General features: G+C 53.9%; 24 protein-coding genes, 1 tRNA gene and 1 pseudogene. 15 read left to right on the top strand and 11 right to left on the bottom strand.

All coding sequences use genetic code 11. The annotated features are described in order from the left end of the window. A pseudogene (locus Q0711_RS09325) lies at window positions 1-559 on the top strand (trans-splicing intein-formed DNA polymerase III subunit alpha N-terminal partner DnaE-N); the annotation flags it as partial. On the opposite strand, the gene tmk reads toward Q0711_RS09325, so the two are convergent. Then, window positions 479-1,210: a dTMP kinase gene (gene tmk, locus Q0711_RS09330; RefSeq protein WP_298613554.1), complete on the bottom strand. Its 732-nt coding sequence runs from the start codon at window positions 1,208-1,210 to the stop codon at window positions 479-481. The pseudogene Q0711_RS09325 and the gene tmk sit on opposite strands and share 81 nt — an antisense overlap. Before the next feature lie 193 nt (window positions 1,211-1,403). Between tmk and Q0711_RS09335 the strand changes: the two genes are divergently transcribed. The 5 genes from Q0711_RS09335 to Q0711_RS09355 all read left to right on the top strand — a co-directional run bounded on the left by Q0711_RS09335 (window position 1,404) and on the right by Q0711_RS09355 (window position 5,419). Beyond that, window positions 1,404-1,757, top strand: a complete 354-nt coding sequence (locus Q0711_RS09335; RefSeq protein WP_298613557.1) for a hypothetical protein — start codon at window positions 1,404-1,406, stop codon at window positions 1,755-1,757. Continuing rightward, a complete protein-coding gene (locus tag Q0711_RS09340; RefSeq protein ID WP_298613560.1) occupies window positions 1,754-2,869 on the top strand; it encodes an FAD-dependent oxidoreductase in 1,116 nt (371 codons plus the stop codon). Before Q0711_RS09335 ends, Q0711_RS09340 begins: the two co-directional genes overlap by 4 nt. 33 nt (window positions 2,870-2,902) lie before the next feature. Further along, window positions 2,903-3,013, top strand: coding sequence for a photosystem II reaction center protein PsbM (gene psbM, locus Q0711_RS09345; protein ID WP_299042371.1), 111 nt, complete (start codon window positions 2,903-2,905; stop codon window positions 3,011-3,013). 84 nt (window positions 3,014-3,097) lie between these two features. Then, window positions 3,098-4,219, top strand: coding sequence for an iron-containing alcohol dehydrogenase family protein (locus Q0711_RS09350; RefSeq protein ID WP_298613566.1), 1,122 nt, complete (start codon window positions 3,098-3,100; stop codon window positions 4,217-4,219). Continuing rightward, window positions 4,220-5,419 (top strand): aspartate aminotransferase, encoded by a 1,200-nt coding sequence (locus Q0711_RS09355; RefSeq protein ID WP_298613569.1) that lies wholly within the window; start codon window positions 4,220-4,222, stop codon window positions 5,417-5,419. 33 nt (window positions 5,420-5,452) lie between these two features. Here Q0711_RS09355 and Q0711_RS09360 read toward each other — a convergent pair whose 3' ends face one another. Then, on the bottom strand, window positions 5,453-6,724 hold the full coding sequence (locus tag Q0711_RS09360) for a sugar ABC transporter substrate-binding protein (RefSeq protein ID WP_298613572.1): 1,272 nt from the start codon (window positions 6,722-6,724) through the stop codon (window positions 5,453-5,455). 12 nt (window positions 6,725-6,736) lie between these two features. Next, a complete protein-coding gene (gene mscL / locus Q0711_RS09365; RefSeq protein WP_298613574.1) occupies window positions 6,737-7,153 on the bottom strand; it encodes a large conductance mechanosensitive channel protein MscL in 417 nt (138 codons plus the stop codon). 217 nt (window positions 7,154-7,370) lie between these two features. On the opposite strand from mscL, the gene Q0711_RS09370 reads away from it, so the two are divergent. The 4 genes from Q0711_RS09370 to Q0711_RS09385 all read left to right on the top strand — a co-directional run bounded on the left by Q0711_RS09370 (window position 7,371) and on the right by Q0711_RS09385 (window position 10,669). Then, entirely contained in the window at window positions 7,371-8,360 is a 990-nt protein-coding gene (locus tag Q0711_RS09370; RefSeq protein WP_298613577.1) for a 30S ribosomal protein S1, read from the top strand. 1 nt (window position 8,361) lies between these two features. After that, entirely contained in the window at window positions 8,362-9,387 is a 1,026-nt protein-coding gene (gene pdxA, locus Q0711_RS09375) for a 4-hydroxythreonine-4-phosphate dehydrogenase PdxA (RefSeq protein ID WP_298613580.1), read from the top strand. Window positions 9,388-9,472: 85 nt separating this feature from the next. Then, window positions 9,473-9,796, top strand: coding sequence for a DUF1825 family protein (locus tag Q0711_RS09380; protein WP_298613583.1), 324 nt, complete (start codon window positions 9,473-9,475; stop codon window positions 9,794-9,796). A 12-nt stretch (window positions 9,797-9,808) separates the two neighbouring features. After that, window positions 9,809-10,669, top strand: a complete 861-nt coding sequence (locus tag Q0711_RS09385; protein WP_299042374.1) for an aminotransferase class IV — start codon at window positions 9,809-9,811, stop codon at window positions 10,667-10,669. On the opposite strand, the gene Q0711_RS09390 is transcribed toward Q0711_RS09385, so the two are convergent. Then, the gene (locus Q0711_RS09390) at window positions 10,666-11,787 is read right to left on the bottom strand and encodes an aldo/keto reductase (RefSeq protein WP_299042377.1); all 1,122 of its coding nucleotides are present in this window, start codon (window positions 11,785-11,787) and stop codon (window positions 10,666-10,668) included. The genes Q0711_RS09385 and Q0711_RS09390 overlap by 4 nt on opposite strands. Window position 11,788: 1 nt before the next feature. Next, a complete protein-coding gene (locus Q0711_RS09395; protein ID WP_298613591.1) occupies window positions 11,789-12,304 on the bottom strand; it encodes a bifunctional nuclease family protein in 516 nt (171 codons plus the stop codon). A gap of 125 nt (window positions 12,305-12,429) precedes the next feature. Between Q0711_RS09395 and wecB the strand changes: the two genes are divergently transcribed. Further along, the gene (wecB, locus tag Q0711_RS09400; RefSeq protein ID WP_298613596.1) at window positions 12,430-13,572 is read left to right on the top strand and encodes a UDP-N-acetylglucosamine 2-epimerase (non-hydrolyzing); all 1,143 of its coding nucleotides are present in this window, start codon (window positions 12,430-12,432) and stop codon (window positions 13,570-13,572) included. 8 nt (window positions 13,573-13,580) lie between these two features. Continuing rightward, the gene (locus tag Q0711_RS09405) at window positions 13,581-14,231 is read left to right on the top strand and encodes a diacylglycerol/polyprenol kinase family protein (RefSeq protein ID WP_299042381.1); all 651 of its coding nucleotides are present in this window, start codon (window positions 13,581-13,583) and stop codon (window positions 14,229-14,231) included. On the opposite strand, the gene Q0711_RS09410 is transcribed toward Q0711_RS09405, so the two are convergent. Together Q0711_RS09410 and Q0711_RS09415 are read right to left on the bottom strand one after the other, a co-directional pair. Then, a complete protein-coding gene (locus Q0711_RS09410; RefSeq protein ID WP_298613602.1) occupies window positions 14,218-14,862 on the bottom strand; it encodes an alpha/beta hydrolase in 645 nt (214 codons plus the stop codon). The two genes, Q0711_RS09405 and Q0711_RS09410, sit on opposite strands and share 14 nt — an antisense overlap. 1 nt (window position 14,863) lies before the next feature. Then, entirely contained in the window at window positions 14,864-15,820 is a 957-nt protein-coding gene (locus Q0711_RS09415; RefSeq protein WP_298613605.1) for a LysR family transcriptional regulator, read from the bottom strand. A 74-nt stretch (window positions 15,821-15,894) separates the two neighbouring features. On the opposite strand from Q0711_RS09415, the gene Q0711_RS09420 reads away from it, so the two are divergent. After that, window positions 15,895-16,662 carry a pentapeptide repeat-containing protein gene (locus tag Q0711_RS09420; protein ID WP_298617267.1) on the top strand — a complete coding sequence of 256 codons (768 nt, stop codon included), beginning with the start codon at window positions 15,895-15,897 and terminating at the stop codon, window positions 16,660-16,662. 9 nt (window positions 16,663-16,671) lie between these two features. On the opposite strand, the gene ispF is transcribed toward Q0711_RS09420, so the two are convergent. From ispF to uvrB, 3 genes are all read right to left on the bottom strand, one after another. Then, entirely contained in the window at window positions 16,672-17,154 is a 483-nt protein-coding gene (gene ispF, locus Q0711_RS09425) for a 2-C-methyl-D-erythritol 2,4-cyclodiphosphate synthase (RefSeq protein WP_298613611.1), read from the bottom strand. A gap of 80 nt (window positions 17,155-17,234) precedes the next feature. Then, the gene (gene apcB, locus Q0711_RS09430; protein ID WP_298613614.1) at window positions 17,235-17,744 is read right to left on the bottom strand and encodes an allophycocyanin subunit beta; all 510 of its coding nucleotides are present in this window, start codon (window positions 17,742-17,744) and stop codon (window positions 17,235-17,237) included. Between the two features lie 155 nt (window positions 17,745-17,899). Next, window positions 17,900-19,909, bottom strand: a complete 2,010-nt coding sequence (gene uvrB, locus Q0711_RS09435) for an excinuclease ABC subunit UvrB (RefSeq protein WP_298613617.1) — start codon at window positions 19,907-19,909, stop codon at window positions 17,900-17,902. Window positions 19,910-20,282: 373 nt separating this feature from the next. On the opposite strand from uvrB, the gene pyrR reads away from it, so the two are divergent. Continuing rightward, entirely contained in the window at window positions 20,283-20,825 is a 543-nt protein-coding gene (gene pyrR / locus Q0711_RS09440) for a bifunctional pyr operon transcriptional regulator/uracil phosphoribosyltransferase PyrR (RefSeq protein WP_298613647.1), read from the top strand. 482 nt (window positions 20,826-21,307) lie between these two features. On the opposite strand, the gene Q0711_RS09445 is transcribed toward pyrR, so the two are convergent. Continuing rightward, window positions 21,308-21,394: transfer RNA gene (locus Q0711_RS09445), tRNA-Ser, on the bottom strand. A 123-nt stretch (window positions 21,395-21,517) separates the two neighbouring features. On the opposite strand from Q0711_RS09445, the gene Q0711_RS09450 reads away from it, so the two are divergent. Further along, window positions 21,518-22,555, top strand: coding sequence for a cysteine synthase A (locus Q0711_RS09450; protein ID WP_298613620.1), 1,038 nt, complete (start codon window positions 21,518-21,520; stop codon window positions 22,553-22,555). The last annotated feature ends 83 nt before the right edge of the window (window positions 22,556-22,638 follow it).

The following is a 22,638-nucleotide window of genomic DNA, read 5'->3' on the forward strand; positions in this document are numbered from 1 at the left end:
TCAAGAGCAGATCATGCGGATGGCGCAGGACTTGGCGGGGTATTCCTTGGGTCAAGCGGATCTGCTGCGCCGCGCCATGGGCAAAAAGAAAAAAGAGGAGATGGAAAAACACGAGGCTCTCTTTATTGAAGGAGCGGCCAAAAATGGTGTCCCCAGTGCAGTGGCCCAGGAACTCTTTAAGCAGATGCTGGATTTTGCTGAATACTGTCTGAGTGGCGAGACGGCGGTGATGACGGTGGAATACGGCGCTGTGCCCATTCGCCGCCTGGTGCAGGAACAGTTGGCCTGTCATGTCTATAGCCTTGATCCCCAAGGACATCTTTATACCCAGCCTATTGCCCAGTGGCACTTTCAGGGGTTTCGACCTGTATATGAATATCAACTTGAGGATGGATCAACCATTTGCGCGACTCCGGATCACCGCTTTATGACCACCACGGGTCAGATGCTGCCCATTGAGCAGATTTTTCAGGAAGGACTAGAGCTTTTGCAATTCGCGATCGCCCCGCCGCAAGCGCTCCTTCAAAGTCTGAAACCAGGGGTGCAGATGGGCTGCTAGGCACTTTTGAATCGCTTCACTCACCTGATCGGGGGGTTGATTGGCATCCATCCGCTGCCAGCGACTGCCCCCCTCCTGTGCTAGAGCCATAAATCCCTGACGAACTCGCTCATGGAAGGCCACTGCATTCTGCTCCAAGCGATCTGTAGCTCCCCGCTGCTGGGTACGGGCAAGGCCAACACTCACTGGGAGATCTAACCAGAGAATTAAATCCGCTGCCAGGCCACCCGTGGCAATTTCATTGATTTGCTCAATTGTCTGCAAGTCCAGCCCCCGCCCATATCCCTGATAGGCAATCGTCGAAGCGGTATAGCGATCGCACAGGACAATCCCCCCGCGTTGCAAGTGGGGACGAATGCTACTGGCCACGTGTTGGGCGCGATCGGCGGCGTAGAGGAGCAATTCCGCCATGGGATCAATCTCTAAATTGCTATGGAGTAGGAGTTGGCGCAGGCTTTGGCCAAGGGGCGTTCCCCCCGGTTCACAGGTGAGGAGTAGGGGTGGATCAATGTCAGAGGCTCGTAATTTTGCCAGCCAACCACTCTCCTCCAGCCATGTGGCGATCGCCCCCATTTGGGTGGTTTTGCCGGCACCCTCTCCCCCCTCTAGGACAATAAACAAACCAGCGTAAGGATGGGCAGAAGAATGCATGAATTCAGCAATTTAGGGGAAAGGTTTGATATAATCGCGGCATCCTGCTAGTCCTCGGCAGAGCACTCTACAATGGGGGTAGCGCTTCATTCCCTGTCGATTTGTACCAATATCAGCAGTAACGACACCCCCTTGGTTCTGTGATTACACTAGAACCATTGTTCGCGAATTATTAGTTTACCACTTGGCGGTTATGGCTCGATATGCTCGTGTTGTTACCATTGCACTCCCTCGGGCACGGCTAAAGGAAGAGCTGGTGCAAACCCTAGAAGCCTGCGATTTAACAGTCACCCATGTGGGGGATGATTATGTTGTTGCGCGGGAGAGCGCCCTTGATAGGATTTCCATGTCCCAACTGGTGACGGTTGAAGTTCTCATTGACAAAACCATGTCCCAAAAGGATGTCACAAAGTTTGATCTGGTGCTTAAAAATAAAGAATTGACCCTTAAGAAAAATAATCACTGCTTTGAATGGTTTGATCGCTTGAGCCGTGCCATTGCCGAAAATGAAAACTGGGAATTGGTCAATACGGTCGCGACACTGTGACAGCGCTGCCAGCAAGTGCAACAGTCACAATTCTGGGTGCCGGAGTCGTTGGTTCGGCGATCGCCTATGAACTCAGTCGTGCCTTTGATCCTGCGGAAACGCCGATTCTTGTCCTTGAGGCGCAGGGAGAGGAGGCCTGGCAAGCCACCGGTGCGGCGTTGGGGGTGCTCATTGTCCACCTCAGTCGGCGACGACGCGGACGTAATTTTCAACTGCGGCAAGCCAGCTTAGCGCGTTATGAAACCCTGATTCCGGAGCTGGAAGCCCAAACAGGGGTTAAGATTCCCTACCAGCGCCAAGGCATTGTTGAAATTTGCACCACGGAAGCGGAGGCGATCGCCAGCCGAGCATGGTTGCAGGAACAGGCCCCCCCAGGGGTACAGTGGCTTTCCCCAGAAGAAGTAGAGCATCAATTGCCCCTGCTCAATCCTCAACTTGTTCACGGCGCCCTCTGGGCCACAGGCGATCGCCAAGTGACGCCAAAACCCTTGACCCAAGCTTTGCGTCGGGCTGCTCGGCAACGGGGAGTGCAGTTCTCCTATCAAAGCCCTGTCAGACAGCTCCAGCGATCGCCCCAAGGGGGGTGGATTCTGGACATGGATCAGGCCTCGCTGGGAACTGAATACCTGATCTTAGCGGCGGGTCTAGGAACCACCCCCCTGACGCAAGCCCTCGATTGCCCTGTCACTGTGGAACCTGTTTTGGGACAAGCCCTAGAATTTGCCTGTGGGACTCCTGTCAATACCCCAGTGATGACGGCGGAAGGAATTCACTTTGTCCCCTTGCCTTGGGGGCGGGTGTGGGTGGGCGCCACCGTGGAATTCAACACCCTAAGCGGGAATCCGCAAGCCTTGGATCAACTCTATAGACGCGCCACTGAACTTTGGCCGGTTCTAAAAACGGCTCCTTTAACACAACAATGGCAGGGACTGCGCCCCCGGCCGAGCGATCGCCCGGCACCGATCATCGAAAAACTAGACGACCGCACTTGGCTAGCCACGGGTCACTACCGCAACGGCATCCTGCTTGCTCCTGTCACTGCCCAAAAAATTGCCCAGTCTGTGATCACCACCTTGGCCAAGAGGAATCGCCGCAGTGAAGCAAAGGATTGATAGAATAAAGTTCAGCGTTGTGGGATAGAGACCATGGAAGTGAATCCTTTCGGCTTAGTGGCAACGGCTCTGTTTGTTATCGTGCCAACGGTGTTCTTGATTATTCTGTACGTGCAAACGGAAAGTCAGCAGAAAAATAACTAAGTATAGATAATATAGATCTCTATGGCAAGAGCAAAAGCTGCTCTATGGTGCCAGAGAGCCAAATAGTCATTGTTCGTACGGCCTGTGACTGCTGCTTCGTTTTCACCCCTTTGTGTTGCACCTACCCACATCTATCGCGGTTGGTCAATTTTCTCCCAAGCAGGAGAAGCCATTGCTCAGTTGGGACGGCGTCCCCTTTTAGTGGTTTCACCGCAGCGGTATCAGCAGCTTGAGCCGGAGTGGCAGGCGATCGCCCGCTCCCACAATCTCACCTTCAGCATGGGTACGTTCCATGGGGAGTGCAGTGAACCCACCCTGGCCCAGCTCCGCCAAGAGGCGCAAAGCAGCGATCTGATTATTGGCATTGGCGGTGGTAAAGCGCTAGATACCGCTAAACTTTTGGGGCATCAACTTCACTTGCCCGTGGTGACCATCCCCACCTCAGCAGCCACCTGTGCCGCTTGGACGGCCCTTTCTAATATCTATACAGAGGCCGGTGCCTTTGCCTATGATGTGGCACTCCACCGTTGCCCCGATCTGCTACTGTTGGACTACGCCCTAATTCAAACCGCGCCTAAGCGAACACTGCTGGCCGGCATTGGTGATGCCCTTGCCAAATGGTACGAAGCTTCGGTGAGTAGTGGTCACCGCCAAGAAACTCTGATTGTTGCTGCCGTACAGCAAGCACGGGTATTGCGTGATATTCTCTTGCAGCAGTCTGCGGAAGCCTTGGCCAATGTGGGCAGTCCCGCTTGGGAAAATGTGGTGGATGCCAGTGTTCTGATGGCGGGGATGATCGGGGGCTTGGGAGGTGCCCAATGCCGAACAGTTGCCGCCCATGCTATTCACAATGGTTTAACCCAACTGCCCCAAAGCAAGCGCACACTTCACGGGGAAAAAGTGGCCTACGGCATTCTTGTGCAACTGCGCTTGGAAGAAATTGTCCAAGGCAGTCAATTGGCTGCTAGCGCTCGCCATCAGCTTTGCCAATTTTACGAACAGGTGGGTTTGCCCCTAAGTCTAGAGGACTTGGGCTTTCAAGAGGCCAGCTTGGCACAACTCCAGCACGCTGCCACGGTTGCCTGCATGCCCCACTCCGATATTCACTATCTGCCGTTTCCCGTGACGCCTGATCTGGTGCTGGAAGCAATGGTGTCCACCGTAGTCGGTTACAGTGCCAAAGTTTTGGATGGGAGTGCCCGCTAAATGGGGTTAGAGTGGATTCAACCGGCTGATCGCTTAGGAGCATTGCCACCCTATGTGTTTGCCCGCCTCGATGAACTGAAGCTAAAAGCACGGCAGCAGGGATTGGATTTAATTGACTTGGGTATGGGGAATCCCGATGGCGCTGCTCCGCGGCCGGTCATTGAAGCGGCGATCGCTGCCCTTGAGGAACCGAGCTACCACGGCTATCCCCCCTTTGAAGGCACGGCCGTTTTCCGTCAAGCCATTACCCGTTGGTATCAGCGGCGCTACAACGTCTCCCTTGATCCTGAGGGCGAAGCCTTACCCCTGTTGGGATCAAAAGAAGGACTGACGCACCTTGCTTTGGCCTATGTGAATCCGGGGGATGTGGTACTGGTGCCTAGCCCGGCCTATCCGGCTCATTTTCGGGGTCCTGCGATTGCCGGGGCCACCATCTATCCCCTCATTCTCAAACGAGAAAAAGGGTGGCTCATTGATCTCAGTGAGATTCCCAGCGACATTGCCCGCCAAGCCAAGGTTTTGTACTTTAACTATCCCAGCAATCCCACGGCAGCGATCGCTCCCCGTTCCTTTTTTGAAGATATTGTTGCCTTTGCCCGCGAATACCAAATCCTCCTCGTGCATGACCTTTGCTATGCCGAACTGGCCTTCGACGGCTACCAACCCACCAGCTTACTGGAAATCCGCGGTGCCAAAGAGATTGGTGTTGAGTTTCACACCCTCTCGAAAACCTACAATATGGCCGGTTGGCGGGTGGGGTTCGTGGTGGGTAACCGCCACATTATTCAGGGTCTGCGCACCTTGAAAACAAATTTAGACTATGGGGTTTTTTCCGTTTTGCAGAAGGCGGCAGAGGTGGCCTTAAGTCTGCCCGATAGCTACATTGCCGCTGTGTGCGATCGCTATCGCCAACGGCGTGATTTTCTGATTCAAGGCTTAAATGAACTGGGCTGGCAACTGACGCCGACCCAGGCCACCATGTATCTGTGGGTACCTGTGCCGGGGGGTATGAGTTCTACCGATTTTGCCCTAAAGCTACTTCAGGAAACGGGTGTGGTGGTGACGCCGGGAAATGCCTTTGGCGAAGGGGGAGAAGGATACGTGCGCATCAGCCTCATTGCCGATCGCGATCGTTTGGGTGAAGCCCTCAGACGCATGGCTCAAGCCAATATCCGCTTTGATAGCTTAAGTCGCCAATAGTCCCAAGTACCTTGACCTTTCAGGGGGGAGCATTTATCCCAAGCGGCTATTCCATGCGGTTTCTGCATCCTTGAGGGCTTGATCAATTGTCTTCTGTCCCAAGAGAACCGCCTGTAAATTTTCGTAGAGGAGTCGTTGCAGCTCCTTAATATCCCGCAGGGGAGGAAGGAGTACCTCTGCTTGGTTCATTTGAGCAGCGCTGACGGCTCGAGCAATGTCCCCAGGTGGGGCATTTTCTTCGACGGTGCGAAAGTAAGGATCCGCTAAGGCTGCTTTAGTGGAAGGCAGCACATTGGCCACCTTGGCAAAGGCCAGTTGATTTTCATCATTGGTGACAAAGAGGGCAAATTCTACGGCCAGTTTAGGATGGCGACTCTGGCGGGGCACGAGTAAATTCATCACGGCAACATTTTTCTTGCCGGTTGCGCCGGTCACCTGGGGGGCGGGGGCAGAAACTGCGGCAATACTGGGGGCGTTGGTGGCGATCGCGCTCAAAAATTCCGGACTGCTCATCAATAGCGCCGTTTGTCCCGCTTGATAGAGTTCGATGCCTTGGCGATGGCCTTCGGTGAGCACTTGGGGGGGCAAAAGTCCCTGACGATAGAGATCAACCCAATACTGGAAAGCGGCTTTACCCGCCGGCGAATTAAAGGCGGCACGGCCTTGATCGTCCACCAGCTTCACCCCCATCTGCACCATGGCTTGCATCAGCTCGGCGGAGTCCTCAGGCACCATCGTGATAAAGAAGGCGTATTTCCCTGTTTTCTCCTTCACGGCTTTAGCAACCTTGGCCAGCTCAGCAAAGGTTTGGGGGGGGCGATCCACCCCCGCAGCGGCAAGAATTGCCTTGTTATAAATCGTGATCCGTGAGGTCAGGTACCACGGCACAGCAAAGCTCTTGCCTTCCAATGTGGTTGCTTGCCAAATATTCGGTAGATAACGCTCACGCACCGCCGGCGGCACATAGTCATTCAAATTCAGCCACGCATTGCGTCCGGCCAATAACGCCGCAAAGTCGGGATTGAGGTTTACCACATCGGGAGCAGTACCCGCTAACACCGCCATGAGAATTTTGCTCTGCATTGCCGTCCAAGGAATATCTACCCAGCGCACGTGGACATCGGGATGTTGGGCTTCAAACTCGGCAATCAGGCGATTGAAGTAGTCGGTGAATTTGGGTTGCAGTTGCATCGTCCAGAATTCAATCTGGGTACCTTGGACAGGGGGTGCTGTGCCACAAGCGGTTAAGATGGCCAGCCATAGCCCCACCACGAACCCAGAGATGCAGCGTTGCCAAAATCGCATTGGCGAGGACTCCTAAAGCGGTGGCAGTTCAGAGGTACAGGCACGGCAACGGCTGGCTTTCAGGGGCACTGACTCCAAGCAGTAGGGACACTGCCGTTGCTCAGGCGCAGCGGGCTTCTTGGGCAACAAGGGTAAAATCAGCTTCAGGAGAATAAACAGGCTGAGGGCAATCACGCCAAAGTCGAGTAGGCTACCTAGAAACTTACCGATCCGAATCCCTGAACCTACCGTGAGTTCCCGCCAATCCCCCCCTGGGATCAGCGGATTAATGAGAGGCATCATCAAGTCTTCGACAACAGAAGTGATCATGCGGCCGAAGGCACCCCCCACGACAACCGCGATCGCCAAATCAACGACATTGCCCTTCAGGGCAAATTCACGAAATTCCTGCCAAAATTGCTTTACCTGTCGGCGGTGGAGTGGTGCCATGCCAGAGCCTCAATAGCACATAAATTTTTATCCTTACCCTTGGCAGAAATTTTATCGATCCTGCTAGCCAATAGGCAAACTCTAGGCTAAGATTGTAGATCCAGTTAGAAAGTGTTCGAGCGATCGCTGGTATGATTGCGTATGGCACCCACCTCTGCCCGCTTGACAACTCACCGTACACCCCCATTTTCGTTAAAGGAGCTAGGAAAACACTCGCATGGTCAATCAGGAAAAAACGTTAGACGTGGGCTTTACGCACGCTGACTTTGCAGCCTTACTAGACCGGTACGATTACCACTTCCACCCCGGTGACATTGTTGCTGGCACCGTCTTTAGTATCGAGCCGAAGGGTGCCCTGATTGACATTGGTGCAAAAACCGCTGCCTACATCCCCATTCAAGAAATGTCTATCAACCGGATTGACAGTCCGGAAGAAGTACTGCAACCCAACGAAACCCGCGAATTCTTTATCTTGGCGGATGAAAACGAAGAAGGGCAGCTTACCCTCTCGATTCGCCGTATTGAGTACATGCGGGCATGGGAGCGTGTCCGTCAACTCCAAGCCGAAGATGCCACCGTTCGCTCCCAGGTTTTTGCCACCAATCGCGGCGGTGCCCTTGTGCGTATTGAAGGGCTGCGGGGCTTTATCCCCGGTTCCCACATCAGCACCCGTGTGAACAAAGAGGAGCTGGTGGGTGAAGAACTACCGCTGAAGTTTTTAGAAGTGGATGAAGAGCGCAACCGCCTTGTCCTAAGCCACCGCCGTGCCCTTGTCGAACGCAAGATGAACAAACTGGAAGTGGGCGAGGTTGTTGTCGGAACTGTGCGGGGGATCAAGCCCTATGGTGCCTTCATTGACATTGGTGGCGTCAGCGGTTTGCTGCACATTTCGGAAATTTCCCACGATCACATTGACACTCCCCACAGTGTTTTCAATGTCAATGACCAAGTCAAGGTGATGATCATTGACCTGGATGCCGAGCGGGGTCGGATTTCCCTGTCCACCAAGCAACTGGAGCCAGAGCCCGGTGACATGGTGAAAAACCCGCAGTTGGTCTATGAAAAGGCCGAAGAAATGGCCGAGCGTTATCGTCAGCAACTGCTGCAACAACAGCAGGCTACCGCAGAGGCCACTGAGGAGGTAATTGAAGACATTCCCGAGGCTACAGACGAAGATACAGCTGAGCCGATTCTCCAAGAAGCTTAGGATGTCCCTTGCCCTGACCCTTGGGGATCCAGCGGGGATTGGCCCAGAAATTCTCCTGAAAGCCTTGGCTCACCTGCCCGCAGAAGTGGTGGGGCAGTTTTTCATTTCGGGTACACAGCGGGTATTGCAGGACACGTACACTCGTCTATGTCAGCAGGGACAGGCAGCTATTGATCCCGCGGTGCTTCAGATTTGGGAGCATCCCCTTGATGAGGCGATTGTGCCGGGGCAACCCAGTGTCGTCAGTGGAGCGGCCAGCTTTGTTTACTTAGAAACAGCAATCCGGCGGGCGATCGCCGGCGAGGTGGCAGGCATTGTTACTGCACCCGTTTCTAAAGCCAGTTGGCAGGCCGCAGGGTATCACTTTCCCGGACAAACGGAAGTACTGGCTTACTTCACAGGAACTGCCAATGTGGGCATGGTGTTCTTGGGGCGATCGCCTGTAACAAACTGGGTACTGACCACTTTACTTGCGACTACCCACATCCCTCTGCAAGATGTTCCCAAAGCACTGACCCCCGAACGTCTCAATGAAAAACTGGCACTGCTGGTGCAGTTTCTAAGGGAGCGGCGGCATCTGGAGCGGCCTCGTATTGCTGTTGCTGGCTTGAATCCCCACAGTGGTGAGCAGGGACACTTAGGCCAAGAGGAAGTGATGTGGCTGATTCCATGGCTTGCAGCGGCTCAGCAGCAGTATCCCCAAGTTGAACTAATTGGCCCTGTGCCCCCCGATACCCTCTGGATTGGGGCTGCCGATGCCTGGTGGGGGCGCCTTTCCTCGGCCACTGCCTACGATGCCTACCTCGCTCTCTATCACGATCAGGGCTTAATTCCCGTGAAGATGCTGGCCTTTCGCGAAGCGGTAAATACCACAATTGGCCTCCCTTTTATTCGCACGTCTCCAGATCACGGTACGGCCTTTGATATTGCCGGCACAGGGGTGGCAGATCCCCAGAGTTTTCTGGCGGCGATCGCCTGGGCACAAACCCTGAGCAAAGGATCGGTTTTCCCCCTTACCCCTGCCTAAAGCACCTTTGATAAAATGCAGCTAACTGACAAACCAAACGGTCAACGCTTGGCATTTGGCTTGTTGCTGTAGCGGGCAGAGTCATATGGGATTCTTTGATTCGGAAATCGTTCAACAGGAAGCGCAACGCCTGTTTCAGGACTACCAGCAGTTGATGCAGCTTGGCTCCGAGTACGGCAAGTTTGACCGCGAAGGCAAGAAAATTTACATCGAAAAGATGGAAGAACTCATGGATCGCTACCGCATTTTTATGAAGCGGTTTGAGTTGTCCGATGACTTTATGGCGCAGATGACAATCAAACAACTGGAAACGCAACTGAGTCAGTTTGGCTTATCTCCCCAAGCGATGTTCGATCAAATGCATCAAACCCTTGAGCGCATGAAAGCGGAAGTGGAACGCCAACCCTAGGGGAGACGGCGGGTGTTGCTCTGTAATTTGGATGGGGTAATTACGCCGGAGGCCACGATTTCTGTTTTTGATCGCGGGTTTCTCTACGGCGATAGCGTTTATGAGGTGATTCGTACCTACCGCGGGATTCCCTTTGCCCTGCCAGAGCACCTAGCACGGTTGCGAGCCTCAGCGGCCTATCTCTACATGAGCGTGCCGTGGTCTGATGAGTACATTAGCCAAGAAGTCCAGCGCACCCTAGCGGCTGCTCCACCGGGAGAATACTACATTCGGATTGTGGTGACTCGTGGGGGCGATCGCCGCATTGGGCTACTGCCAGAACCCACCACCCAGCCTAGGTTATTAATTGTGCTGATGGCAATTGCCCCTGAACCAACCTTGAGTGAACAGGGAATTCGCCTCACCATTGCTAAGCGGCAACGCACGAGCACTGCTGCCCTTGATCCTGCGGCCAAAACAGGCAATTACCTCAACAATATCTTGGCGCTATTGGAGGCGCAGCAGAGTGGTTTTGAGGACGCCCTTCTGCTCAATGCCCAAGGGCAGATTACCGAGGCCACGACCAGTAACCTCTGGATTGTCCGTGATGGTGTAGTCGAGACACCGCCCACCACCGTTGGCATCCTCCCCGGAATTACGCGAGCAACGCTGTTAAAGATTGTTGTAGACTTGGGCATGCCCCATCGCGAAGTGATTCTCACCCCACAGGATCTGGCGACGGCCAGTGAGGCCTTTCTCAGTTCCTCGGTGCGCCTGCTTATGCCAATTCGCCAAATAGACAATGTGGTTTTACCAAGCTGTCCGGGCCCGGTGACCCAAAAGCTGTGGCAGGAACTGTTAACTGTGATGGAGAAAGCAGCTCTGGCGGCCTAAATTCCCTGCCAAAGGCGCGATCGCGAGGCACCTTTCAACTGCTCATGGGTCTCTCGCAGGAGCCGAGGAATCTCTAAGCCACCGGGACAGCGCGGCAAACACTCGCCACAGTCAGTGCAATGGTTCGCAGGTTGGCCGGGAAACCAATGGCCGGCACGGCCAAACATGCCATAACGATATTTACCAAATTCAATCATCTCATAGGCGACAGCTAGGTTGCGAAGCCGTAATACCTCCGGGATGTGGATCTCCTCTGGGCAGGGCAGACAGGCATAACACTGTTGGCATAAATCTTTGCCAAGGGTTTCCTGCATCACTGCTTGCAGGCGATCGCCGACGGCTTGCTCTGCGGCGCTAAGGGGTGCCACCTGATCGGCCACGGCTAAGGGAAAAGCCAACTCGGCAACCGTGGCAGGTCCAATGCTCAAGGTAGTGATGGCAGGTTGACTCAACAACCAGCGGTAGCTCCAATGCAGAGGATGAAAGGGCGCGCAGAGGTCTTGAAGGCGTTGGGAAGGCCGGTAGAGTTGTCCGCCCTTGTCTGCGGGGGAGATAATGAAAATGCCCATCTCCCGTTCAGCAGCAGCGGCGATCGCCGGAGCATTGCGTTGCTGAAAGTAGGTGTAATGCAGATTCACAAAGTCAAACTGGTTACAGGCGATCGCCTGCAAAATTACAGATAACGATCCATGGCTGGAAAAGCCCAGAGCACCAATCACCCCCTCTGCTTGCAATTGCCGCAGCCTTGCCATCCCATCACTGGCCAGCCATGCGAGATGCTCAGGGGTATTTAGCCCATGCAGAGCAACACCGTCTAACCGTGAGACTTGGAGACGTTCAAGGGATTGTTCAATTTGCCGCTGTACCTGATTTGCATCCCCTTGGGGCAATAATTTGGTGGTAATAAAAACGGTGGGCCGACCGAGCGCCTTGAGGGCACGACCAATATAGGCTTCACTCGCACCGTAGGCGGCAGCGGTTTCAATGTGGTTAATGCCGTGGGCGATCGCTCCCTCGATAACTGCCTGCATCTCCTCAGGACTGCCCAAGGCACGCATTGTTCCGAGGGAAAACACTGACAGATTTAGCCCCGTGCGACCAAAGCGGCGGTAGCGCATTTTAGCCTGCGGAGGAGTCCTCCTCCATGCTCCGTCCCTGCTGAACAAAATCTTCGGGCCGAATTGAATCTAGAAAGCGGCGGAAGGCTTGGCGTTCTTCCTCGTCAGCATCGCGATCCACGGGGATCGAAGCATCGGCAACCACGGCTTCCATCACCCAAATCGGGCAATCACAGCGCAGAGCAAGGGCAATGGCATCACTGGGACGAGCATCAATTTCCTTGCGCGTTTCTCCTTGACGCAGCGTCAGCACTGCATAGTAGGTGTTGTCTTCGAGGGAGTGGATCACCACCCGCTCTAGGGTCACATTCCATTCGTTGAGAATATTCGCCATCAGATCATGGGTCATTGGTCGCGGTGCCCGTTGATTTTCCAGGGCCATTAAAATTGCCCGCGCCTCATTATCGCCAATCCAGATCGGCAGTGCTCGCCGTCCAGCACCGTCTTTGAGCAACACAATTGGCGTGCGACGGTTAGTGGCATCAAGGGCAATTCCAGCAACGGTCATTTCAATCATAGCCACCTCAGCGAGCGCAATGGCGGTGCATTCCCTTCTATTATTAACATACAGTTCTTTTCATCAGGATGGCACACTCCCTTCCGGTTACACTAAGAATGATTGTTCTCAGCAGCTAGGCGGCTATGGTTGCTTCCCCCATCCCAATCTGTATTACGTTGGGTACACGCCCGGAGGCAATCAAGCTGGCACCGGTCATTCAAGCTTTCCAGCGATCGCCCCTTTTTGAACCCTACGTTGTTCTCACCGGGCAGCACCGCGAAATGGTGGATCAGGTAATGGCGCTGTTTGACCTGCGGGTTGATCGCGACTTGGCAATTATGCAGCCGCAGCAAACCCTGACCGAAATTACCTGTCGTGCTCTCCAAGGACTTGAGCAACTCTATCAAGAACTCCTGCCCCGTCTGGTGTTAGTCCAAGGAGATACGACCACCGCCTTTGCCGCTACCCTTGCCGCCTTTTATCAGCAGATTCCCGTGGGTCACGTGGAGGCGGGCTTGCGCACTGACGACCTCTACAATCCTTATCCAGAAGAGGCTAACCGCCGTCTTATTTCCCAATTGGCGCAGTTGCATTTTGCCCCTACGGAGCAAGCCGTCAAGAATCTTCAGGCCGCCGGGGTCACAGGTCCAATTTACTGGACGGGGAATACCGTAATTGATGCCCTCCTACAGGTGGTTGATCGCCAGCCTGTGTGTGATGTCCCCGGCCTAGACTGGCAAAGGTACCGAGTGCTCTTGGCCACCGTTCACCGCCGTGAAAACTGGGGTGCCCCCCTTGAGGACATTGCCAAGGGCTTCTTAAAAATTTTGAACACCCTGCCCGACACTGCCTTGCTGTTGCCTCTACACCGCAATCCCACCGTGCGTGAACCCCTCAAAGCCTATTTAGAGCACCATCCCCGTGTTTTTCTCACGGAGCCGCTGGACTACCCTGCCCTGGTGGCAGCGATTAAGGGATCAACTCTTCTGCTTACGGATTCCGGTGGCCTGCAAGAGGAAGCCCCTAGCCTCGGTAAACCCGTACTGGTGTTGCGAGAAACCACTGAACGACCGGAAGCAGTTGCTGCCGGTACCGCCAAACTGGTGGGCACGTTCGCGGATACAATTGCAGCGGCAGCAATTGAGCTGCTCACGGATTCAGAGGCATACAAGCGCATGGCAACGGCAATTAATCCCTTTGGCGATGGTCAGGCGAGCGAGCGCATTCTGGAAATTGTGACACAGTTTTTTGCCCAGCCCGCAAAGCAAGGGGCCACCGCCAACTGAGGAGAGCAATGGGAATGTTCTGGGCAGGGATTTTGGTCGCAGGTTGGCTGGGCTTAGTGCTAGTTGTCGCAGAACTCATTCACGCTGGGTTTCCCAATGCCAAAGAATGGTCACGGAAGGTAGTTCACATCGGTGCCGGTCAAGTGATCCTCATTGCCTATGCCCTAGGGGTTCCCACGAGTTGGGGCATTGTTGCCGCAGCGATCGCCGGTGTGATCACCCTTCTTTCCCATTGGGTGCCTATTTTTCCCAGTATTAGCGGGGTGGGGCGACAAAGCTGGGGCACGTTTTTTTATGCCGTGAGTATTGGCACATTGATGGCGCTCTTTTGGGACAGGCTGCCGGAAGTTGTAGTTCTGGGAATTTTGGTGATGGCTTGGGGAGATGGCCTAGCTGCCCTTGTGGGGATTCATTGGGGACAACACCCTTTGCTGCGAACGGGTAAAAGCTGGGAAGGAACGCTGACAATGTTCTGGGTGAGTACCCTCGTGGCGGCTCTATCTCTCAGCCCTATTGCCGCTGTGGAATTGCTCTGGATTGCCCCCCTAGTGGGTCTGGGTGCTACCCTCTTGGAACTGATTGCTTGGCGGGGAATTGATAATCTCACAGTTCCAATTGGCAGCGCTCTACTCGGCTACGGCTTGCTCAGTTTGAGTTGATTTGAGAAAGGGCATTTTCAATAAACTGGCGGGCGATCGCGATCGCTTCTCCGTTGATTTCATGGGCCATGGGTAGGGCATGAAACTCTCCCTTGACACCGGCTGCTTGCAGGGCTTGCCAACTGGCCTGGGCACTGGCAAAGGGTACCACCGGATCCGCTGTGCCATGGATCATCAACACGGGTGGTGAGGTGGCTGCCACCACCGGCGGGCGTACCACATAGCCGCTAAAGACCACTAGTCCCGCCAAGGGCAACGTTAAGCCCACGGCCAAGGTCAGTGCCCCCCCTTGGGAGAATCCCCCCAAAATTGTGCGACTTAGATCAATGGGCAAGCTGGCAATCCACTCCCGCAGTGCAGCTTCACTGGTGGCCAAATCCGTTGCCCGCTCATCCAGCAATAATGACCCATTGGGGGCATCGTGCTGATTCAGGTCATACCACATCCGCCCCTGGGCAACGTAGGGATGGGGAAAGGGGGCTTCTGCGGCATAGGTTTGGGCTTGGGGCGCCAGTAATGGCCCAAGGGAGATTAAGTCTGCGGCATTGGCCCCCCAGCCGTGGAGCAGTAAAAGACTGTGCGCTGCCGCGATCGGCGGATCGGGAAGGGCAAGAAATTGCAGCTTGACCATGCTAGACCGGGTTGAGTTCCTTGGCAGGAGCCGCCCCACCGGGGTAGGTGAGGCTGGATTCAATCATCTGCCGCCCCTCCGTTAAGACATAGTCAAAGAAGGCTTGGGCCACCACCGACAGCTGCTTGCCCGCAGGATAAACCAGATGCCAGTGCCGCTGAATTGGGAAGTGTTCCACATCGAGAATCGTCAATTGGCCGGACTCACGGTCAAGGGCTAAGCAGTGATGGGAAAGCACAGAAATTCCCAAACCGCCCGCGATCGCCTGCTTAATGGATTCATTGCTCCCCAATTCAAGACGGATATTGATTGGTACACCGTGCTGGGCGAAGAGTTTCTCCACTGCTTGACGGGTGCCCGACCCCTGCTCCCGCATAATAAAGGGTTCTCCTGCCAACTCTTGAATTGGAATTTTACTGCGGCCACTGAGGCGATGGTGACTGGGGGCAACCACCACCAAGGGGTTATCCAAAAAGCGGTGGCACTCCACATCTACATTGTCTGGTGGGTAACTGGGAATATAAAGATCATCCATATTGCCTCGGATGCGCTCCACCACCTGTTCGTGGTTAGTGACCGTTAGAGCGACATCAATCCCAGGATAGCGCTGGCAAAAGGGGCCTAGCAGGCGGGGAATCACATATTTGGCCGTGGTAATTACACACAGCCGCAAGTGTCCCTGCTTCAGACCTTTGAGGTTGGCAATGGCCATTTCAAACCGCTCAAGCCGCTCAAAAATGTCTTGACAGGTGGCCAACAGTTCTTTGCCAGCTTCAGTGAGATAGAGCCGTTTGCCCACTTGTTCAAAGAGGGGCATGCCAACGGCACGGGTCAACTGCTTCATTTGAATGGAGACGGTGGGCTGCGTCAGAAAGAGTTCCTCAGCAGCACGAGTAAAACTTCCGTGGCGAGCAGTGACCTCAAAAACCTTAAGCTGATGTAGGGTTGCCTGTTTCAAACCCACTCTCCTTTCGTCAGCGATAGGGCTACATAGATTGAATTCTATCAAATTTGGCGGCAGGATAACGAAATGTGAAGAATCTCGAGGCAAGAATGATGATCAAAGGGGACTCGACTCAGGTAGTCAGCGATCGCCTGCGGGGGGGTAGACACCTCTGGAACGAGTGGCGGCAAACCTATCCTCAGCTTACTGTAGATTTAAGTGACATGAATTTGACGGGCATGGATCTGCGGGGTTACGATCTGCGGGGGTGTAACCTGAGCCGGGCCTGTCTGCGGGAAGTGAACCTTGCCCATGGGGATTTGCGCTTTGCCAACCTTCATGAGGCAGATTTAACCGCAGCCAACCTCAATGATGCTGATTGTCGCGGCGCGTTGTTTTTGAAAACGGTGGGCGATCGCGCCACTGCCCAGCGGGCAAATTTTCAACTGGCCAATTTACAGCACGCGCGGTTTAGCTATGCCGATTTCTCTTGGGCTACCCTTGAGCAGGCAGATTGTCGCCACAGTAATTGGTGTGAAGCCGATCTCAGCCATGCCCGCGCCGCTGCCAGTGACTTTTCCTTTGCTCTGCTCATGGGAGCGAGTCTAAATGAGGCCACGCTGCGTTTTGCGCAACTGGTGCAGGCTTCCCTTGAGGGGGTGCAAGCCTATCGCTGCAACTTCTATGGGGCCAACCTCGCCCATGCGGGGCTGACGCGGGGTTACTTTGCCCGTGCCCTTTTTGTGCGCGCTAACCTACAGGGGGCGACGTGTTGCTGGGCCAACTTTCGCCATGCCAACTTAGAGGAAAGTCGGTGTGAGCAAACGAATTTTCACCACAGCCTCTACGTCAGGTAATGATTCATCCTAAGCCGCTGACTGGAGTAGGGCAACCGCATAGGCAGCTATCCCCTCTTCGCGCCCCACAGGCCCTAGTTTTTCATTGGTGGTGGCTTTAATACTAATCTGGTCACGATCAATACCAAGGGTCATTGCCAGGCGATCGCGCATCTGGTGAAGGTAGGGCTTGAGTTTGGGGCGCTCCGCCACAACTACCGCATCAATGTTGCCCACTTGCCAGCCCCGTTCTGCAATCAGTGCCGCCACTTTTGCCAATAGGACTTGACTATCTGCCCCTGCCCACTGCGGATCAGTGGGGGGAAAGTAATGGCCAATATCCCCCAGGCTGAGGGCACCCAAGAGGGCGTCCATAATTGCATGGGTTAGGACATCGGCATCACTATGTCCCAAGAGTCCTAGGGAGTGTTCTAGTTTGACACCGCCTAAAATGAGAGGCCGCCCCGCCACCAATTGATGGATGTCGTAACCATTGCCAATGCGGATTTTCATGGCTGCTGTATAAAATAACGAAGGGGCGATCGCCGATACTACCGCCCTCTATTGTTGCAGAGTCTTCTACCTTGGCCAACTTAAATATTCACTTCGCTCAGTTGGCGGCACATATAGTCAAAGGGCTGTTCAACAATGCTGGTGTCTTCAATGCCAGCGGCGGTGACGCGATCGCGCACAATCTCCTTCATGATTTGAATGCCCCGCACCGTTGGACCAATGGGAACCCCAAGGGAGTTGTAAGTTTCCCGCAACCCTTCAAGGACGCGCTCATTGAGGACATCCACATCCCCGGCCACAATGGCATAGCTGGCATAGCGCAGGTAGTAGTCCATATCCCGCAAGCAGGTGGCATAGCGGCGGGTGGTATAGGCGTTGCCGCCGGGTTGAATCAGTTCCGGCTGCTCTGTGAAGAGGGCAGAAGCGGCTTCCTTAACGATGGCTGCGGCATCGCCATTGATTACTGCCGCTGCTTTAACCCGCGCCGCACCGGAATTAAAGTAGGAGCGCAAGCGCTCAACAGCATCGCGATCGAGGTAGCGACCGGTGGAGTCATAGTTTTTAATCAGTGTGGTGACGGCATCACGCATAGGTTTTTCTTACTCCTAGAACTGTAAAACTAGCGTTAACCCGAACGCCAGCCAAAATGCGCGGACTAAAACCGTACTTAGCTTACCATGGGCGGGTTTCCCCCCCTTGGCTTTCGTTTACGGACTGTTGCGAACTATTACAAAAGTTCATAATTCTAGACGTGTCCCAGCAAGCGATCGCGCAGACGCTTAATTTGATCGCGATAGCGAGCGGCCTCCTCAAAGGCCAATTCTTGAGCGGCTGCCTTCATTTTTGCCTCCAGGTCTTGGATCAGTGGGGGAATGTCCTCTAAACTCAGTTCCTGTAAGGTTTGGGCAGATAACAGAGGTACCGACTCGGTATTCAGACGGCGGGAGACCTCCAAAAAGGCCAAAATAGCGTTGCTGGTTTTCTTGACAATGGGTTGGGGGGTGATGCCGTGGGCTTGGTTATAGGCCAGTTGAATGGCGCGGCGCCGCTCTGTTTCTTGGATTGCTTTTTGCATACTGTCGGTGAGGGTGTCGGCATAGAGAATGGCCTGTCCCCGCACATGGCGGGCTGCGCGGCCAATCATTTGAATGAGCGATCGCTCCGCCCGCAGGAAGCCCTCTTTATCGGCATCCAGGATTGCCACTAACGACACCTCTGGTAAGTCCAGTCCCTCCCGCAGCAGGTTCACCCCAATCAGCACGTCAAAGTCCCCTTGGCGCAGGGCTTCTAGAATTTCAATGCGCTCAATCGCATTAATTTCTGAGTGCAGATAGCGTACTCGCACGCCCCGCTCTTGGAAGTATTCTGTGAGATCCTCGGCCATGCGTTTGGTGAGGGTGGTCACCAGTACTCGCTCCTGGCGATCGCACCGCAGGCGAATCTCTCCATACAAATCATCCACCTGTCCTTGGGTCGGGCGGACAAAAATCTCTGGATCCACCACCCCTGTGGGGCGAATAATTTGCTCCACCACTTGCCCTTGCGATACCGCTAATTCCCAATCGCCGGGGGTAGCCGAGACAAAAATGCACTGCTTCACCTTCTGCCAAAATTCCTCCGCCTTGAGGGGGCGATTATCTGCCGCACTGGGCAGCCGAAAGCCATGGTCAATCAGCACCTTTTTGCGGGCTTGGTCGCCATTGTACATGCCGCGAATCTGGGGCACTGTAACGTGGGATTCATCCACCACCAGGAGCCAATCCTCAGGAAAGTAATCAATCAAACACTCCGGCGGTTCCCCCGCTGCCCGGCCCGCCAAGTGACGCGAGTAATTCTCGACTCCATTGCAGTAACCCACTTGCCGCAGCATTTCCAAGTCATAGCGGGTGCGTTGACTGAGGCGCTGTGCCTCCAGTAGCTTGTTTTCTGCCTCTAACTGGGCAACTCGCTCTTTAAGTTCTGCCTCAATAGCGGCACAGGCTGCTTCAAGACGCTCCGCAGGGGTGACAAAGTGCTTCGCAGGATAGATATTCAGGCGTTCCACACTTTGCAGGGTTTCCCCCGTCAGCGGATCCACATAGCGAATCGCTTCAATTTCATCGCCAAAAAACTCGACGCGAATAATGCGATCTTCATAGGCCGGCCCAATCTCTAAGACATCCCCTTTGACCCGAAAACGCCCCCGTCCTAACTCCACATCATTGCGAGTGTATTGAATCGTGGCTAACTGCCGCAGGAGTTGCCGCAGATCCGTTTCACAGCCCACTTCTAGAGGAATGGCTGCTTTTAGGTACTCCGCTGGAATTCCTAGGCCATAAATGCAACTAATCGAGGCAACCACAATGACATCCCGCCGTTCAAAGAGGGAGCGAGTAGCAGAGTGGCGCAACATATCAATCTCTTCGTTAATCGAAGCACTTTTTTCAATGTAAGTATCGGTAACGGGAATGTAGGCTTCAGGCTGGTAGTAGTCGTAGTAGGAGATAAAGTACTCAACCGCATTTTCCGGAAAAAAGGAGCGCAGTTCATTGCACAGTTGCGCCGCCAAGGTTTTGTTGTGAGCCAAGACTAGGGTCGGGCGACCAATAGCCTCGATCACGCGGGCGATTGTGTGGGTTTTACCCGTGCCCGTTGCCCCTAGCAGGGTCTGGAAGCGATGTCCTGCCCGTACCCCAGCGACCAGTTTTTGAATAGCTTGGGGTTGATCACCGGTGGGTTCAAAGGGAGCGTGAATGCGAAACGGAGTGCTGGTCATTGCCCAATACTAAATTAAAGAATTCTTTCCTAGCTCTTAGGGTAGTCGAGGGACAGAGGAGCAAGCCCCCCACAGTCCTTTTCAGAAGGGGTGAAGGCACTTGAAACCGCCCAAACTAGATTCCCACCCATTTTAGAAAAGGGCTGAGAATTTAGTATTCTAGATAATTCTAGATAACAGCTTCTTGTGTATTGTAACAGTTAATTGCGCCAAATCTAAAGAATTGGTAAAAGCTTTGGCTCCCCCAAAATATCGGCAGTATCGTAGGGAAACAAGATACCTCCTAACTGCGTCCTTGGCCCTACCCGCTTGGCGTAGGGTTTCTTTTTGCGGGAATTTCGCTAAAATCTGGGAATTCCCTACCGTGACGGCCATGGCTGGTGAAGTCATTGAAATTCTAAGCGCCGACGATCTACGGCGCACTGTAACCCGCTTAGCCTCCCAAGTGGTGGAGAAGGCTCGCGATGCCCTCGACAAATTGGTGTTGTTGGGGATTCATACCCGTGGCGTTCCCCTTGCCAAGCTCTTGGGGCAACACATTGAACAACTGGAAGGGCTGAGCTTGCCCATCGGTGAGTTGGACATTACGTTTTATCGCGATGACTTGGATCGCATTGGCCCGCGCACACCACAGCAGACCCTGATTCCGGTCGATCTCTCTAGGCGGATTGTGGTCTTGGTGGATGATGTGATCTTTAGTGGCCGCACGATTCGCGCCGCCTTGAATGCTGTCCACGACTATGGTCGCCCCAGTGCCATTTGGTTACTGGCGCTGATTGATCGCGGGCATCGGGAATTGCCCATTCACCCCGACTTTACCGGTAAAGTGCTGCCCACAGCTCGCGATGAAGTGGTGAAGGTACTTTTGCAAGAGATTGATCAGCGGGATGGAGTAGAGTTGCGGAAACCCTATTGATTCAGGAAGATCAACGGAATTAGTCTCATTTATTTGCTGAGCCTTTTAGTAACTTGATTGTGACTGCCCCTATGAGGTCGGTCTTGAATATCGCGCAGTACAAGATGCAGATTTGACGGTTTTGGCTCAGGAGCTTGGCTGGAAATACCAGTGCACCATTGTCTGGAAGGAGGGAAGCATCTCAGGGCGGACGGCTAGTGGATCATGGCTAGTGCCCTCAACCCCCTATGGAATTGCTCGTGCCGGGTTAATTGCGGTGTTGGACAAAGAGAAGTGGCGGTGCAGGTCTGTCGAAATTGATCCTCGATATGCACAACTAGCTAAGAAGAGCCTCCTGAATGAGATTACGCTATTTGATGGAGTCAATTCAGAGATTTTTCCTCTTCACAACTTTTTTAGCTCAACGATAAACCGGTCATGCCCCTCCTGTAGAGCTGGCTAAGGCAAGAGTCGGCTCTTTTCTAAACCATTGGGAAAGTCAACGGAGAGGGGGGGATTCGAACCCCCGTTAGGTGTTACCCTAAACTTGATTTCGAGTCAAGCGCATTCAACCACTCTGCCACCTCTCCAAGATCTGTAATCATAGCAAAAGCAAATGCTAAAGGCACGCTTGGCGATCGCCTCCTCAAGGAAATTCTGGCGGCAAACCCCTTTACCATAAAAGTATTCAGTCAACTTCAAACAACGACGGCATGGATATTAAACAGGGTTTTGTGGGCACCGTCGGTCAGACGCCGCTAATTCGCCTGAACTACTTTAGTGACCTCACAGGCTGTGAAATTCTCGGGAAGGCAGAGTTCCTCAACCCCGGTGGCTCTGTCAAGGATCGGGCAGCCCTTTACATCATTGAAGATGCCGAAAGAAAAGGTCTCCTCAAACCCGGCGGTACCGTGGTCGAAGGCACAGCGGGCAATACGGGCATTGGCCTAGCCCACATCTGCAATGCCAAGGGCTACAAGTGTCTGATTGTTATTCCCAATACCCAATCCCAAGAAAAAATTGACCTGCTGCGTACTCTCGGTGCCGAGGTGCGCCCGGTTCCTGCCGTACCCTATAGGGATCCCAATAACTATGTGAAGCTCTCCGGGCGTATTGCTGCTGAAATGGAGAATGCCATCTGGGCAAACCAGTTCGATAACCTTGCCAATCGCCAAGCCCATTACGAAACCACAGGACCTGAAATTTGGCAGCAAACCGATGGCCGAATTGATGCCTGGGTAGCGGCAACTGGTACTGGGGGCACCTATGCAGGAGTGGCCATGTACCTCAAGGAAAAAAATGCGGCCATTCGCACCGTGATTGCCGATCCCATGGGCAGTGCCATCTATAGCTATGTAAAAACAGGCACCCTCAGCAGCAGGGGTAGTTCCATTACCGAAGGCATTGGCAATAGCCGCATTACAGCAAACTTAGCAGGCGCTCCCATTGATGATGCGATTCAAATTGAGGATCAAGAGTGCCTTGAGATTATTTATCAACTACTCCACTACGATGGCCTTTTCATGGGTGGCTCTGTGGGCATTAATGTGGGGGCAGCGGTACGCCTTGCTAAGGAACTGGGTCCCGGCCACACGATTGTCACCGTGCTGTGCGATGGGGGTTCCCGCTATCAATCGCGGCTTTTTAACCCGGCGTGGCTGGCCAGCAAAGGGCTACGGGTGCCAGAGATTAAAAAACGTGAAGCCTTGGGAACAATGTCTAATACCAATTCCAGCGGATCACCCTTTTGATTTGCATTTTTTCGATTGAGTCGCGTTTTATTCCCTCGGAGTCAATAAAGTGGATTCTCTGGCCGAGCGATCGCCTGTTCTTG

The sequence above is a fragment of the uncultured Thermosynechococcus sp. genome, assembly GCF_937958135.1.
GTDB lineage: Bacteria > Cyanobacteriota > Cyanobacteriia > Thermosynechococcales > Thermosynechococcaceae > Thermosynechococcus.

Coding starts and splice junctions, on each gene's coding strand:
- tmk (WP_298613554.1), bottom strand. CDS start 1,210: ATGCATTCTTCTGCCCATCCTTACGCTGGTTTGTTTATTGTCCTAGAG.
- Q0711_RS09335 (WP_298613557.1), top strand. CDS start 1,404: ATGGCTCGATATGCTCGTGTTGTTACCATTGCACTCCCTCGGGCACGG.
- psbM (WP_299042371.1), top strand. CDS start 2,903: ATGGAAGTGAATCCTTTCGGCTTAGTGGCAACGGCTCTGTTTGTTATC.
- Q0711_RS09355 (WP_298613569.1), top strand. CDS start 4,220: ATGGGGTTAGAGTGGATTCAACCGGCTGATCGCTTAGGAGCATTGCCA.
- Q0711_RS09360 (WP_298613572.1), bottom strand. CDS start 6,724: ATGCGATTTTGGCAACGCTGCATCTCTGGGTTCGTGGTGGGGCTATGG.
- mscL (WP_298613574.1), bottom strand. CDS start 7,153: ATGGCACCACTCCACCGCCGACAGGTAAAGCAATTTTGGCAGGAATTT.
- Q0711_RS09370 (WP_298613577.1), top strand. CDS start 7,371: ATGGTCAATCAGGAAAAAACGTTAGACGTGGGCTTTACGCACGCTGAC.
- pdxA (WP_298613580.1), top strand. CDS start 8,362: ATGTCCCTTGCCCTGACCCTTGGGGATCCAGCGGGGATTGGCCCAGAA.
- Q0711_RS09380 (WP_298613583.1), top strand. CDS start 9,473: ATGGGATTCTTTGATTCGGAAATCGTTCAACAGGAAGCGCAACGCCTG.
- Q0711_RS09390 (WP_299042377.1), bottom strand. CDS start 11,787: ATGCGCTACCGCCGCTTTGGTCGCACGGGGCTAAATCTGTCAGTGTTT.
- Q0711_RS09395 (WP_298613591.1), bottom strand. CDS start 12,304: ATGATTGAAATGACCGTTGCTGGAATTGCCCTTGATGCCACTAACCGT.
- wecB (WP_298613596.1), top strand. CDS start 12,430: ATGGTTGCTTCCCCCATCCCAATCTGTATTACGTTGGGTACACGCCCG.
- Q0711_RS09405 (WP_299042381.1), top strand. CDS start 13,581: ATGGGAATGTTCTGGGCAGGGATTTTGGTCGCAGGTTGGCTGGGCTTA.
- Q0711_RS09410 (WP_298613602.1), bottom strand. CDS start 14,862: ATGGTCAAGCTGCAATTTCTTGCCCTTCCCGATCCGCCGATCGCGGCA.
- ispF (WP_298613611.1), bottom strand. CDS start 17,154: ATGAAAATCCGCATTGGCAATGGTTACGACATCCATCAATTGGTGGCG.
- apcB (WP_298613614.1), bottom strand. CDS start 17,744: ATGCGTGATGCCGTCACCACACTGATTAAAAACTATGACTCCACCGGT.
- uvrB (WP_298613617.1), bottom strand. CDS start 19,909: ATGACCAGCACTCCGTTTCGCATTCACGCTCCCTTTGAACCCACCGGT.
- pyrR (WP_298613647.1), top strand. CDS start 20,283: ATGGCTGGTGAAGTCATTGAAATTCTAAGCGCCGACGATCTACGGCGC.
- Q0711_RS09450 (WP_298613620.1), top strand. CDS start 21,518: ATGGATATTAAACAGGGTTTTGTGGGCACCGTCGGTCAGACGCCGCTA.